Source organism: Streptomyces sp. GL_140 (assembly GCF_057834465.1).
Genome location: NZ_CM174404.1, coordinates 3,980,598 through 3,992,714, shown reverse-complemented (window position 1 = coordinate 3,992,714; position 12,117 = coordinate 3,980,598). Strand labels below are relative to the sequence as shown.

Annotated in this window: 14 protein-coding genes; 9 read left to right on the top strand and 5 right to left on the bottom strand. The window is 71.7% G+C overall.

Annotated features, from left to right (window positions below):
• The first annotated feature begins 30 nt into the window (after positions 1 to 30).
• Together AC3IYJ_RS18575 and AC3IYJ_RS18570 are read left to right on the top strand one after the other, a co-directional pair.
• Positions 31 to 600 (top strand): TetR/AcrR family transcriptional regulator, encoded by a 570-nt coding sequence (locus tag AC3IYJ_RS18575; protein ID WP_489402412.1) that lies wholly within the window; start codon positions 31 to 33, stop codon positions 598 to 600.
• 77 nt (positions 601 to 677) lie between these two features.
• Positions 678 to 1,553, top strand: a complete 876-nt coding sequence (locus AC3IYJ_RS18570) for a phosphatidylinositol-specific phospholipase C (RefSeq protein WP_489402411.1) — start codon at positions 678 to 680, stop codon at positions 1,551 to 1,553.
• Here AC3IYJ_RS18570 and AC3IYJ_RS18565 read toward each other — a convergent pair.
• From AC3IYJ_RS18565 to AC3IYJ_RS18545, 5 genes are all read right to left on the bottom strand, one after another.
• Positions 1,533 to 2,972: a HAMP domain-containing sensor histidine kinase gene (locus tag AC3IYJ_RS18565; protein WP_489402854.1), complete on the bottom strand. Its 1,440-nt coding sequence runs from the start codon at positions 2,970 to 2,972 to the stop codon at positions 1,533 to 1,535. The two genes, AC3IYJ_RS18570 and AC3IYJ_RS18565, sit on opposite strands and share 21 nt — an antisense overlap.
• Positions 2,973 to 2,995: 23 nt before the next feature.
• Positions 2,996 to 3,748: a response regulator transcription factor gene (locus AC3IYJ_RS18560; RefSeq protein ID WP_489402410.1), complete on the bottom strand. Its 753-nt coding sequence runs from the start codon at positions 3,746 to 3,748 to the stop codon at positions 2,996 to 2,998.
• 53 nt (positions 3,749 to 3,801) lie between these two features.
• Positions 3,802 to 5,034 (bottom strand): S1C family serine protease, encoded by a 1,233-nt coding sequence (locus AC3IYJ_RS18555; RefSeq protein WP_489402409.1) that lies wholly within the window; start codon positions 5,032 to 5,034, stop codon positions 3,802 to 3,804.
• 160 nt (positions 5,035 to 5,194) lie between these two features.
• Positions 5,195 to 6,217 carry a LacI family DNA-binding transcriptional regulator gene (locus AC3IYJ_RS18550; protein WP_489402408.1) on the bottom strand — a complete coding sequence of 341 codons (1,023 nt, stop codon included), beginning with the start codon at positions 6,215 to 6,217 and terminating at the stop codon, positions 5,195 to 5,197.
• Positions 6,218 to 6,299: 82 nt separating this feature from the next.
• Complete coding sequence (locus AC3IYJ_RS18545; protein ID WP_384655081.1) at positions 6,300 to 7,070, bottom strand: response regulator transcription factor; 771 nt, start codon at positions 7,068 to 7,070, stop codon at positions 6,300 to 6,302.
• Positions 7,071 to 7,560: 490 nt separating this feature from the next.
• On the opposite strand from AC3IYJ_RS18545, the gene AC3IYJ_RS18540 reads away from it, so the two are divergent.
• From AC3IYJ_RS18540 to AC3IYJ_RS18510, 7 genes are all read left to right on the top strand, one after another.
• Complete coding sequence (locus AC3IYJ_RS18540) at positions 7,561 to 7,815, top strand: MoaD/ThiS family protein (RefSeq protein ID WP_489402407.1); 255 nt, start codon at positions 7,561 to 7,563, stop codon at positions 7,813 to 7,815.
• 10 nt (positions 7,816 to 7,825) lie between these two features.
• Positions 7,826 to 9,220 (top strand): hypothetical protein, encoded by a 1,395-nt coding sequence (locus tag AC3IYJ_RS18535; protein WP_489402406.1) that lies wholly within the window; start codon positions 7,826 to 7,828, stop codon positions 9,218 to 9,220.
• A gap of 109 nt (positions 9,221 to 9,329) precedes the next feature.
• Positions 9,330 to 10,046 carry an LmeA family phospholipid-binding protein gene (locus tag AC3IYJ_RS18530; protein WP_489402405.1) on the top strand — a complete coding sequence of 239 codons (717 nt, stop codon included), beginning with the start codon at positions 9,330 to 9,332 and terminating at the stop codon, positions 10,044 to 10,046.
• 159 nt (positions 10,047 to 10,205) lie between these two features.
• Positions 10,206 to 10,295, top strand: coding sequence for an Ms5788A family Cys-rich leader peptide (locus AC3IYJ_RS18525; protein ID WP_350875872.1), 90 nt, complete (start codon positions 10,206 to 10,208; stop codon positions 10,293 to 10,295).
• Between the two features lie 175 nt (positions 10,296 to 10,470).
• Positions 10,471 to 11,316, top strand: a complete 846-nt coding sequence (locus tag AC3IYJ_RS18520; RefSeq protein ID WP_489402404.1) for a sulfurtransferase — start codon at positions 10,471 to 10,473, stop codon at positions 11,314 to 11,316.
• 69 nt (positions 11,317 to 11,385) lie between these two features.
• Complete coding sequence (locus AC3IYJ_RS18515) at positions 11,386 to 11,676, top strand: DUF1416 domain-containing protein (RefSeq protein WP_489402403.1); 291 nt, start codon at positions 11,386 to 11,388, stop codon at positions 11,674 to 11,676.
• 141 nt (positions 11,677 to 11,817) lie between these two features.
• Positions 11,818 to 12,081, top strand: coding sequence for a DUF3099 domain-containing protein (locus tag AC3IYJ_RS18510; RefSeq protein WP_489402402.1), 264 nt, complete (start codon positions 11,818 to 11,820; stop codon positions 12,079 to 12,081).
• Positions 12,082 to 12,117 lie beyond the last annotated feature (36 nt).

Genomic DNA, 12,117 nt, shown 5'->3' with positions numbered 1-12,117 from the left:
CCCAAGAGGGGGCGCGGCTACGATCCCGGCATGGGAAATCGCGAGGACCTGCTGGCCGGAGCGCGCCGCTGCCTGGAGGAGAAGGGCTACCTGCGCACCACCGTGCGCGACATCGCCTCGGCGTCGGAGGTGAGCATGGCCGCGATCGGCTACCACTTCGGCTCGCGCGAGGCGCTGCTCAACCTCGCCCTCTTCGCCGCCATGGACGAGTGGGCCGCCGGGTCCGGGCGGCTCGCCGGCGAGGGGGACAGCACCGAGGAGCGGTACGCCGACATGTGGGACCGCAAGATCCGGGACTTCGGCGACATGCGCTGGCTCTGGATCGCCTCCGTCGAGGCCTTCGTCCACGCGCAGTCCTCGCCCGAGCTGCTCGCGATCCTCGCCGAGGGTCAGCGCCAGTCCCGGCGCATGGTGGCCGCGCAGCTGCGCGGGGTCCCCGAGAGCGAGGTCGCGGAGGAGGACGTACGGGCCCTCGGCTCGGTGCACATCGCCCTGCTGACCGGGGTGATGGTGCAGGCACTGACGGACCCGGAGCGGGCGCCGGCGGGGCGCGAACTGGCCCAAGGGCTGCGCACGATGGTGGAGTTGCTCGAGAGATAAGCGTTACCGACGGGTAGTGAACGCGGGTTCCGCACGCCATACTCCCTTCCCATCACCGGGTCGGCAAAGGGGCGGGCATGGCACTGGATCGTCGGGCATTTCTGGTCGGGGCGATGGCGGCGGGCGCGGCGGCGGGACTCGCCGCGGCGGCGGCCCCGGCCTCCGCGAGCACCCTGGGAACCCAGGACTGGATGGCGGGGATCGGCGACGGGACCGCACTGCAGCGGATGACCATCCCCGGCACCCACGACTCCGGCGCCACCCGGGGCGGGCTCTACGTCGCCTGCCAGAACACCTCGATCGCGCAGCAGCTCGACTCCGGGATCCGGTTCCTCGACGTCCGCTGCCGGGTGACCGGCGGATCGTTCGCGATCCACCACGCCGCGTACTACCAGAACCTGATGTTCGGCGACGTCCTGGTCGCCTGCTGGAACTTCCTCGCCGCGCACCCCTCCGAGACCGTGCTGATGCGGCTCAAGCAGGAGTACTCCGAGGAGAGCGACGCCACCTTCCGCGGCGTCTTCGACGACTACCTCGACAACCGGGGCTGGCGGCCACTGTTCAAGATCGCCGACTCGGTGCCCACCCTCGGACAGGCCCGCGGCAAGGTGCTGCTGCTCCCCGACAACGGCGGGCTGCCCGGCGGTCTGCGCTACGGAGACGGCAACGTCTTCGACGTCCAGGACGACTACATGGCCGAGCCCTTCGGCAAGCGGGGGAAGATCGAGGGACAGTTCCGCCGGGCGGTGTCCCAGCCGGGGAAGTTCTTCATGAACTACACCAGCACCGCCGCGGCCCTGCCGCCGCGCTGGAACTCCGACCGGCTCAATCCGCAGGTGCACTCCTTCGTGGACGGCTCGGAGCTGGCCGGCCGGACCGGGCTCGGGATCGTCCCGATGGACTTCCCCAACACCCGCTCCGGACTGGTCGCCTCACTGATCCGGCACAACTGACGGCTGCCCGGGCGGCGGGGTCGGCGCGCCCGGGATGCGGAGCACCGCCTCCGTGCCCGGCCCGCCGTCCCGCGGGGCGCGCAGCTCGGCCGTGCCGCCCGCGCGCAGCACCGTACGGGCCACGATGGACAGGCCGAGGCCGCTGCCGGGCAGGGCGCGGGCCGACGGGGAGCGCCAGAACCGCTCGAAGACGTGCGGGAGGTCGTCGGCCGGGATGCCGGGCCCGTGGTCCCGTACGGTCAGCTCGCCCGCGCACAGCGAGACCACGACCGTGCTGCCCGGCGGGCTGAACTTCACCGCGTTGTCCAGGACGTTGACGACCGCCCGCTCCAGGGCCGCCGCCTCTCCGCGTACGTACCAGGGCGCCATGTCCGAGCGGAACTCCAGCTCCGGACCGCGCAGCCGGGCCCGGGACAGCGCCGCGCCCACGATGTCGTGCAGTGCCACCACGCCCAGCGGACCGGGAGCGGCCGCATCCGGACGCGAAAGCTCCTGGAGGTCGCCGATGAGCGCGGCCAGCTCCGTCATCTGCGCCTTGACCGAGGCCAGCAGCTCCTTGCGGTCCTGGGGCGGGATGGCCCGGCCGGTCTCCTCGCTGCGCGCCAGCAGCTCGATGTTGGTGCGCAGCGAGGTGAGCGGGGTCCGCAGTTCGTGCCCGGCGTCCGCGATCAGCTGGGCCTGGCGCTCCTGGGAGGAGGCGAGGGCGGCCGTCATCGAGTTGAAGGACCGCGACAGGCGGGCGATCTCGTCGTCGCCCTCGTCGGGGATCCGTACGGTCAGGTCCTCGGTGCGGGCGATGTGCTCGACGGCGCCGGTCAGTTCGTCGACCGGGCGCAGCCCCGTACGGGCCACCCACAGGCCGGCCGCGCCCGCGCCGACGATGCCGATGCCGGAGACGAGGAGCAGCACCCAGGCCAGGGTCGACAGGGGCTTGTCGATGTCGGCGAGGGGCTTGGCGACCGAGATCCCGAAGATCGGGGCGCCCTCCCTGACCCGCGCGGGCTGGGTGTAGACGCGCATCTCCACGCCATCGGCGGTCGTCACGTCGTGCAGGGCGGCGGTGTGGAGGCCCGCGGCGATCTGCTTGTCCAGCGTGGTCACCGGCAGGGTCGCCGGACCGCTCACCCAGCAGTGGCTGCCGTCCGCCGTGACGATCTGTACGGACGCGTTGAGTTTGCTCGCGATCTCCTGGCCGGGCTGGGCGGTCTGGCCGTTCTGCGAGGGTGCCTTCTCCGGGCACGGGCGGTTGTCGCGGATGACGCTCGCCACCTGCGCCCCCGCGTCCGCGGACATCAGGGACTGGTCCAGCTGGTCGCGCAGCTGCGCCCGCACCATCACCCAGGACACGGCGGCGACGGCCGCGACGGCAAGTGCCACCGCGACCGTGACCAGCAGGGCCAGGCGCGAGCGCAGCGCCAGCCCGCGGAATCTGGCGGCGGGGCTCACTCCGGACCGCCGGGGTGGTCACCGGCTCCGGCGGCGCGCAGGACGTATCCCACCCCGCGCACGGTGTGGACCAGGCGGGGCTCGCCCCCGGCCTCGGTCTTGCGGCGCAGGTACATCACGTACACGTCCAGGGAGTTGGAGCTGGGCTCGAAGTCGAAGCCCCACACGGTCTTGAGGATCTGCTCGCGGGTCAGGACCTGGCGCGGGTGCGCGAGGAACATCTCCAGCAGGGTGAATTCGGTACGGGTCAGCTCCACCTGGCGCCCGGCGCGGGTGACCTCGCGGGTGGCGAGGTCCATGCGCAGGTCGCCGAAGGCCAGCGCGTCGGCGTCCGACGGGGAGCCGTCCCCGGCGGAGGGGGCGGCGTACGAGCTGCGGCGCAGCAGTGCGCGCACCCGCGCGAAGAGCTCGTCCAGCTCGAAGGGCTTGACCAGGTAGTCGTCGGCGCCCGCGTCGAGTCCGGTGACGCGGTCGCCGACCGTGTCGCGGGCGGTCAGCATCAGGACGGGCGTGGTGCTGCCCGCGGCGCGCAGTCGGCGGGCGGCCGTCAGACCGTCCATGCGGGGCATCTGGATGTCGAGGACGATCAGGTCCGGGGCGTACGAGGCCGCCTTGTCGAGGGCGTCGAGCCCGTCGACGGCGGTCTGCACGCCGTATCCCTCGAAGGCGAGGCTGCGGCGCAGGGCTTCGCGTACGGCCGGCTCGTCGTCGACGACGAGGATGCGCTGCGGTTCGCCTTCGGTGCTCATGTCGCTCTCCCCCGGGGGTGGTGGTCGGTCCTACCAGGCTCGCACGGGCGCCCCTAGTAGGAGGTTCCGAAGCCGTTGGCGGCGCCGCCGGAGTCGCTGTTGCCGCCGCTGTCGCCCGCGCCGCCGGAGCCGCCGTTGCGCAGGGAGGACAGGTCGGCCTTGATGGTGTTGACCGGGATGGCGAACCCGAGGCCGACGCTGCCGGCGGAGCCGCTGCCGCTGGAGGGGGAGTAGATCGCGGAGGGCATTCCGACGATCTCGCCGTTCATGTTGACGAGGGCGCCGCCGGAGTTGCCGGGGTTGAGGGAGGCGTCCGTCTGGATCGCCTTGTACGAGGTGGTGTTGGAGCCGGTGTTCCCGTTGAACTGCTGGCCGCCGTAGGAGAACGGGAAGCCGCCCTGGGGGGACTGCTGCTGCTCGGACTTCGGGACGTTCACCTCGCGGCCCAGGGCGGAGACGATGCCGCTGGTGACCGTGCCGGTGAGGCGGTCGGGGGAGCCGATGGCGACGACCTCGTCGCCGACCTTGAGGCCGTCGGAGTCGCCGAGCTTGGCGGGCTTGAGGTCCTTGGCGCCCTCGACCTTGATGAGGGCCAGGTCCTTGTCCGGGTCCGTGCCGACGACCTTGGCGCTGTACTTCTTGCCGTCGCTCATCGTCACCTGGACCTTGGTGGCGCCGTCGACGACGTGGTTGTTGGTGACGATCTCGCCGGAGGCGGTGATCACTATGCCGGAGCCGGTGCCCTGGCCGGAGGAGGTGCTGGTGTCGATGCGGACGACCGAGGGGCTGACGTTCTCGGCGACACCGGCGACGGTGCCGTTGCTCGACTGGGAGATGGTGCTGCCGTTGACGCCGCCTCCGGTGCCGTTGGTGTTGGCCAGGAACTGCTGCACGGCGGCGGCCGTTCCACCGCCGACCACGGCGGCTGCCAGGGCGACGGCGGCGAGGAGGGCGACGGGACGCTTGGCCTTCCTGCGGTCGGGACCCTGCGGGGCCGCTGCCGGCGCTTCGCCCCAGGTGGCCCAGGAGCCGTTGCCGCCGCCCGCGGCGCCGGGGCCGGGCTGGGGGTCACCGGTCCGGGGGACGGTCTCGCCCTGGATCACGGGAGGCGTGTGCGCCTCGTGCCAGCCCGGGGCGGGGGCCGGGGGGTAGACGGGCGGCGGGGGGTACGAGGCCTCCTGGGCCAGCCGGTCACGTCCGCGCTGCCAGTCCTCGCCGAAGGGGGCGGGCTGCTGGTGGCGGTCGTCCTGGGGGTACTCGCCTTCGCGGCGGATGTTCTCGGTCATGGGTACGACTCTGTCGGCGGATCATGAGAGCTTCCTGAGTCCCCGCTGAGAAGCCCGACAGAACCGCGTATGCCCGAAATAAGCCTGGGTCGCGCCCGTACCCCGGTTGTACCTCGCCCGTGCCTCGCCCGTACCCCGGCCGAGCCTCGGACGACAGGTCCTAGCGGCAGCCGCAGGACCGGCGGATGACCAGGGCCGAGGGGAACTGCTTCAGGCGCTCGCGGCGGGAGCCCGCCACGCGCAGGCCGTCGTCCAGGACGAGGTCCACCGCCGCGCGGGCCATCGCCGGGCGGTCCGAGGCGACCGTGGTCAGGGGCGGGTCCGTGAGGGCCGCCTCCTTCACGTCGTCGAAGCCGGCGACCGCGAGCTGCTCGGGGACGTCGATGCGCAGCTCGCGCGCGGCCCGCAGCACACCGATCGCCTGGTCGTCCGTGGCGCAGAAGATCGCCGTCGGCCGGTCGGGCCGGGCCAGGACCTCCAGGGCGACCTTGTACGCGTCGTAGCGGTTGTACGGGGCCTCGATGATCCGGCCCTCGGTGGAGCGGCCGGACTCCTGCATGGCCCGGCGCCAGCCCTCGACGTGGTCGGCCACCGGGTCGCCCACGGAGGGGGTGTTCTCGATGCCGCCGATGCAGGCGACGTACTCGTGCCCGTGCTCCAGGAGGTGGCGGGTGGCGAGCTGCGCTCCGCCGATGTCGTCCGTGACGACCGCGACGTCGTCGATGGCCTCGGGGCGCTCGTGGAGGAGGACGACCCGGGCGTCCCAGGCCTCGATCTCGCTGGCCGCCTGCTCGCTCATGCCCTGGCTGACCAGGATCAGTCCGGAGACCCGCATCCCGAGGAAGGCCCGCAGGTAGTGGACCTCGCGCTCGGTGCGGTAGTCGGAGTTCCCGACCAGCACCATCTTTCCGCGCTCGGCGGCGGCCTGCTCGACCGCGTGCGCCATTTCCGCGAAGAACGGCTGACGGGCATCGGGGACGATCATGCCTATGAGGTCGGTGCGCCGTGAGGCCATCGCCTGGGCGACCCGGTCCGGGCGGTAGCCCAGATCCTTGATCGCGGCGAGGACACGCTCGCGCGTGGCCGGGGCAACCGGCCGGGGTCCGTTGTTGATCACGTAGCTCACGACGGCGGTAGAAGTACCCGCAAGTCGTGCCACGTCATCCCGCGTCACCTTGGCCACGCGCGGAAGTCTACGCGGGGTGACCTACCTCTGGGCAGGGCGTCCGGAGGAGGTCATTCCCACAGGGGTTCCCACGCCCGCCCTAGTCCATCCGGGTGAGCGCGGCCGCCGCCTGTGCCGCTGCCTCCGCCGCCGCCTTCGTGGCCGCCTGGGCCGCCGCCTCCGCCGCGGCCCGCTCGACCTTCTCCGGGGTGACGAAGCGGTAGCCGACGTTGCGGACGGTACCGATCAGCGACTCGTGCTCGGGCCCGAGTTTCGCGCGCAGACGCCGTACGTGCACGTCCACGGTCCGGGTGCCGCCGAAGTAGTCGTAGCCCCAGACCTCCTGGAGCAGCTGGGCTCGGGTGAAGACCCGGCCCGGGTGCTGCGCGAGGTACTTGAGCAGCTCGAACTCCTTGAAGGTGAGGTCCAGGACCCGCCCCTTCAGCTTCGCCGAGTACGTGGCCTCGTCGACCGACAGGTCACCGTTGCGGATCTCCATCGGGGAGTCGTCCGAGCCGAGCTGCTGGCGTCCGGTGGCCAGGCGCAGCCGCGCCTCGACCTCGGCCGGTCCGGCGGTGTCGAGGAGGACGTCGTCGATGCCCCAGTCGGCGGTGACGGCCGCGAGGCCGCCCTCGGTGACGACGAGGATCAGCGGGCAGCCCGGTCCCGTGGAGCGGAGCAGCTGGCAGAGCGAGCGCACCTGCGGAAGGTCGCGCCGACCGTCCACGAGGATCACGTCGGCGCCCGGGGTGTCCACGAGGGCGGGGCCCTCCGCGGGCGCCACCCGGACGGAGTGGAGCAGCAGGCCGAGTGCGGGCAGCACCTCGGTCGACGGCTGTAGGGCATTGGTCAGGAGCAGGAGTGAGCTCATGCCCTACCACCTGCCCCGTTCTGGCGGTGGTGCGCGTGCGTGTGCGCATGCACGGTTCGCTGGTCCATCACGTCGGTTCCTCCTCGGTCCCGTCGAGGACTTTCGCGGCACTGCTTCGTACGACTTGCCGGCATCCGCCCGGTCCCCGCGCCCTGAGGCCCGGATGGGTGCCACTGTTCCCGGTTGTTCTTCTCGGTTGTTCTCGGTCCGTTCAACGTGCCGAAAGCACAAAAGGACCCGGGGGCTACGTTGCCCGGATCCTCTCGGCGTCAGAATAGCCCACTGCCCCTGGCGGGGCCGAGGCTTCGACGGTCGTCTCTTCTGTGGTTCGCGCCACCCGGGGGGCTGGATATGGGCCGGTTTCACCGGATCGGTGGACGTCCTGCGGGCTGCCTGGGCGCACGCCGGGCGCGCGGAGGCACGCCGGGATCGCGGGCGCGAGGGTTCATGATGGAGGCCTACGGCAGAGCGCCGACGAGAGGAGCGTGCAGTGGCAACCGGAACCATCCGCTACTGGGCGGCGGCGAAGTCCGCGGCCAAGACGGCGGAGGAGCCGTACTCGGCGCGGACCCTCGCCGAGGCGCTCGACGCCGTGCGGGAACGCCATCCCGGTGAACTCACCCGGGTCCTGCTGCGCTGCTCCTTCCTCGTGAACGAAGAACCGGTGGGCAAGCGCCCGCACGATTCCGTCGAGCTGACCGAGGGGGGCACCGTCGAGGTGCTCCCGCCGTTCGCGGGCGGGTGAGCGGAGTCTCATGAGCACGCCCGAAGAACAGCAGCAGCAGCAACAGCAGCAGCAGTACCAGGAGCACCACCACCAGCAGCAGGAGCCGGATCCGTACGGGACCCAGACCTGGCAGTCCCAGACGTGGGACACCTCGTACCAGCCGGTGCAGGCCCCGCTGGACGGCGTACCGGCCCAGTACCCGGTGGCCCCCGAGGGCTGGTTCCGCGAGGAGCCGCAGGCCCAGGCCGGGGCGGCGGGGGCCGAGTGGCCGCAGCAGGCCCAGCGGCAGCAGGCTCAGCCGCAGCAGCCCTACGCGGATCCCTACGCCGCTCCCGCCTACCTGCAGACGGCCGCCCCCGACCACTGGTTCCGCCCGGAGCCGCAGGTCCCCGCGGCGGCGGCGCAGCCGCTGCAGGCACAGCCGCAGCAGCAGTGGGGCGAGACCGCGTACCTGCCCCCGTACCCCGGTCCGGCCGACCCGGCGCAGGTCCAGGCGCAGCCGCATGCCCCGGCCCCGGCTCCGGAGTGGACGGACCAGACCGCGTACCTGCCGCCGCAGGCGGAAGCCGGAGCCCCGGCCCCGGATCTCGTCGTGGATCCGGCCGGAGCCCCGGCCGGCGAGGAGCCCGCCTACTCCCCGCCCACCCTGGCCGGCAATACGCTCCGCGCCGTCGACCCCGCCCAGGCCCGCGCCGAAGGCCGCTCGCCGATCATTGACCCCGGCCCGCAGGCGGCCATACTGACCGCCGCCCTGGGCCTGGTCCTCGCCGTGGCCGCCGCCTTGGGCAGGCCGGCCCTGCTCGCGCCGCTGATCGCCCTCCAGGGCCTCACCGCGGGCGGCTGGTTCCGGCTCAACGGCATGTGGCCGGCCCGCCAGGGCATCGCGCTCGCCTTCGCCGGAGCCCTGGTCGCCGACGCGGCCGTGCTCGCGGTGGACGAGGCGAACGGGCCCGGCGCGATCATCGGCACCCTCGGCGCCTGGGTGCTGCTCACGCTGGTCCTCCAGCTGCGCAGCCAGGCCGATCCGGACGAACGGATGTACGGGCTGATGGCCTCGGTGGCCTCGGCCGCGCTGGCCATCGTCTGTGCCGGATACCTCGCGGCGGGCGGGGCCGCCGCGACCGTGGGCGCGGCCGCCGTTGCGGTGGCCGTCTTCGCCCGTGCGCTCCCGCTGCCCACCGCGCCCTCGGTCGGCGTCTCACTGGCCGCCGCGGCCGGTGCGGGCATCGCGGTGGGCGGTCTGACCTCCATCGGGGCCGGCGGTGCGCTGATCGGCCTGGCGGCCGGGGTGTGCGCGCTGATCGGGCTGCGCGTGGCGGCGTACGACTACCCGTCGAAGTTCGTCCACATGACGGCCGGTGTCGCGCTGCCGCTGGCCGCGGCGGCTCCGGCGGTCTACCTGATCGGCCGGGTGGTGGGCTGACGGCGGCCTGAGGTCAGTGGCACGTCAGGCACTGGACGCACCTCACGGCTCGCTGACGGGCGGCATGGTCCACTGGGCCCCACGGACCAACTATCTGGGGGGTGGGCGCGTGCGTGTCCTGCGTGTCGTTCTGGTTGTCGGAGTGCTGCTGGGCGGGCTGTTCGTGGGGCTGGACCGGTGGGCCGCCGGCTATGCCGAGAACCGGATGGCGGAGCGGATCCAGGCCCGCGAGGGCGGGCTGCCGGGCGTGCGCGTGGACATCCAGGGGTTCCCGTTCCTGACCCAGGCGCTCGCCCACGACCTGGACGAGGTCGACCTGAAGGTGTCCGACCTCGGGGTGACCACCGCGGAGGGCCGCCGGACGAGCCTGTCGGACCTGCGGATCGCCTTCCACGGGGTGAGGCTGAACGGCGACTACAGCGGCGGCACCGCCAGGACCGCCGAGGGATCCGCGCTGCTCACCTACCAGGCCCTGACCCTGGCCGCACAGCCCGGCGTGACCCTCGCCTACGGCGGGGCGCCGGGCAAGATGAAGGTCACCGCGACGTTCGACTTCCTCGGCCGGAAGGTCACCCGCAGCGTGGTGTCGACGGTCTCCCTGGTGGACGCGAAGGACGGGAAGGGCGGCAAGACCGTCCGGGTGCGCGCGGACGAGGTGCCGGGCGAGGGGCTCCCGGGCATCGAGACGGCGGTGCGCAAGCTGACGGACTTCGACCGGCGGCTCGACAGTGGACTGACCGCCGGCATCCAGCTGACCGCGCTGACCTCCGACGAGGCCGGTGTGCACCTCACTCTGGGCGGTAAGAACCTGGCGCTGGCCGGATAGTGAGACGCGGGGGTCCGTTCCGCAGATGGGACGGGCCTTGCGGGGCTCCGCGGGGGCGTCCCGGAGGCCGCGCCGAATCATCTGATCCCACTATGCGGACGATCCTGTCTCGGAATATGACACGGCGGTGACAGGGCGGCCGATTCGTCCCTACGATCCATGGCTATGAAGCATCAGCAGGCGGACCTCACGAAGCGACGGGCAGTAGACCTGTGTCGCGTCGCCGCCATGCTCTGTCGATCCATGTGACGTGTGAGCGCATCCCGCTCCATAGCCGGACGACAGCCTTCCGATTTCCCGTGTGACCACTCCTGCCTCCCGCCCTCCTGAAGCCTCCCCGCAACAGGATGCGCTTGGGCACCCGGAAACACGCCCCAGCACCACCAGCACCACCCCGCCGCACACTGCCCCGGAGGAGAACACCATGAGCCGCAGCGACGTCCTCGTAGACGCCGACTGGGTCGAGGCCCACCTGAACGACGCCGACGTCGTCATCGTCGAGGTGGACGAGGACACGTCCGCGTACGACAAGAACCACATCACCAACGCCGTCCGGATCGACTGGAAGCGCGACCTCCAGGACCCGGTCCGCCGTGACTTCGTGGACCAGGAGGGCTTCGAGAAGCTCCTCTCCGCCAAGGGCATCTCCAACGACGACACCGTCGTCCTCTACGGCGGCAACAACAACTGGTTCGCGTCCTACGCCTACTGGTACTTCAAGCTCTACGGCCACCAGGACGTCCGCCTGCTCGACGGCGGCCGCAAGAAGTGGGAGCTCGACTCCCGCGACCTGGTCGACGGCACCGAGGTCCCGAACCGCCCGGCCACCGAGTACAAGGCCAAGGCCCAGGACACCTCGATCCGCGCCTTCCGTGACGACGCGGTCGCCGCGATCGGCACGAAGAACCTGGTCGACGTCCGCTCGCCCGACGAGTTCTCCGGCAAGCTGCTCGCGCCGGCGCACCTCCCGCAGGAGCAGTCGCAGCGTCCGGGTCACATCCCGAGCGCCCGCAACATCCCGTGGTCGAAGAACGCCAACGACGACGGCACCTTCAAGTCCGACGAGGAGCTCACCGCCCTCTACCAGGCCGAGCAGGTCGACCTGGCGAAGGACACCATCGCGTACTGCCGCATCGGTGAGCGCTCCGCGCTCACCTGGTTCGTGCTGCACGAGCTCCTGGGCCAGGAGAACGTCAAGAACTACGACGGCTCGTGGACCGAGTACGGCTCCCTGGTCGGCGTGCCGATCGAGCTCGGCGCCAACAAGTAGTTCTGGTCAACAGGCATTCCGGGCACGCGACGCCCCGTAGTCATCCCTCTCTAGGACAGGACAGAGAACATGTGTGGAGCACAGATCGGCGGGCCCGACCTCTCGACGCTCAAGCCCGGTGAGACGGCCATCCAGGGCCAGGTCACGCAGAACGGCGAGCCGGTGTCCGGCTACGTCCGCCTGCTGGACTCGACCGGCGAGTTCACCGCAGAGGTCCCGACCTCGGCGACCGGCCAGTTCCGCTTCTACGCGGCCGAGGGTTCCTGGACGCTGCGCGCCCTGATCCCCGGCGCCCAGGCGGACCGCGCCGTGGTCGTCGCCGAGACCGGCGGCGTGACGGACGTGGCGATCGCGGTCTGAACACCGCACCTGCGTGACCGCGTGACGGTACGACCGGCCGGAGGGCCGCATCCCAGGGGGTTGGACGCCACTGTGGGGATGCGGCCCTCCGTGCCGTTCCGGGGCCTTCGCAGAGTCCGACTTCGGTCCTACTCTGAAGACATGTACGCCCGGCGCCACCGTGCCTACTTCCTGCTCATGGGCGGATGCCTGTTCCTCTTCGTCTCCGCCTGGGCCTTCGTGCGCCTCTGGTCGGTCGAGGCCGCCGTGGCGATGTGCGTGGTCGCCATGGTCATTCCGCCGGTCGCCGCGATCGTCGCGAACCGGCACGGTCCGGACGACCGGTGGTGGGACGACCCCTCGGGCGATCCGAAGTCCGACGAGTGGTGGGACGAACTGGATGGAAAGCGGCATCCAGAGGACTGAAACCTCGTCGAGATAAAAATGTAATAAGCATGCGTA

What these genes read in the sequence shown, in the direction of transcription:
- AC3IYJ_RS18575 (WP_489402412.1), top strand. Translation starts at nt 31, where the DNA reads ATGGGAAATCGCGAGGACCTGCTGGCCGGAGCGCGCCGCTGCCTGGAG.
- AC3IYJ_RS18570 (WP_489402411.1), top strand. Translation starts at nt 678, where the DNA reads ATGGCACTGGATCGTCGGGCATTTCTGGTCGGGGCGATGGCGGCGGGC.
- AC3IYJ_RS18560 (WP_489402410.1), bottom strand. Translation starts at nt 3,748, where the DNA reads ATGAGCACCGAAGGCGAACCGCAGCGCATCCTCGTCGTCGACGACGAG.
- AC3IYJ_RS18555 (WP_489402409.1), bottom strand. Translation starts at nt 5,034, where the DNA reads ATGACCGAGAACATCCGCCGCGAAGGCGAGTACCCCCAGGACGACCGC.
- AC3IYJ_RS18545 (WP_384655081.1), bottom strand. Translation starts at nt 7,070, where the DNA reads ATGAGCTCACTCCTGCTCCTGACCAATGCCCTACAGCCGTCGACCGAG.
- AC3IYJ_RS18535 (WP_489402406.1), top strand. Translation starts at nt 7,826, where the DNA reads ATGAGCACGCCCGAAGAACAGCAGCAGCAGCAACAGCAGCAGCAGTAC.
- AC3IYJ_RS18525 (WP_350875872.1), top strand. Translation starts at nt 10,206, where the DNA reads ATGGCTATGAAGCATCAGCAGGCGGACCTCACGAAGCGACGGGCAGTA.
- AC3IYJ_RS18520 (WP_489402404.1), top strand. Translation starts at nt 10,471, where the DNA reads ATGAGCCGCAGCGACGTCCTCGTAGACGCCGACTGGGTCGAGGCCCAC.
- AC3IYJ_RS18515 (WP_489402403.1), top strand. Translation starts at nt 11,386, where the DNA reads ATGTGTGGAGCACAGATCGGCGGGCCCGACCTCTCGACGCTCAAGCCC.
- AC3IYJ_RS18510 (WP_489402402.1), top strand. Translation starts at nt 11,818, where the DNA reads ATGTACGCCCGGCGCCACCGTGCCTACTTCCTGCTCATGGGCGGATGC.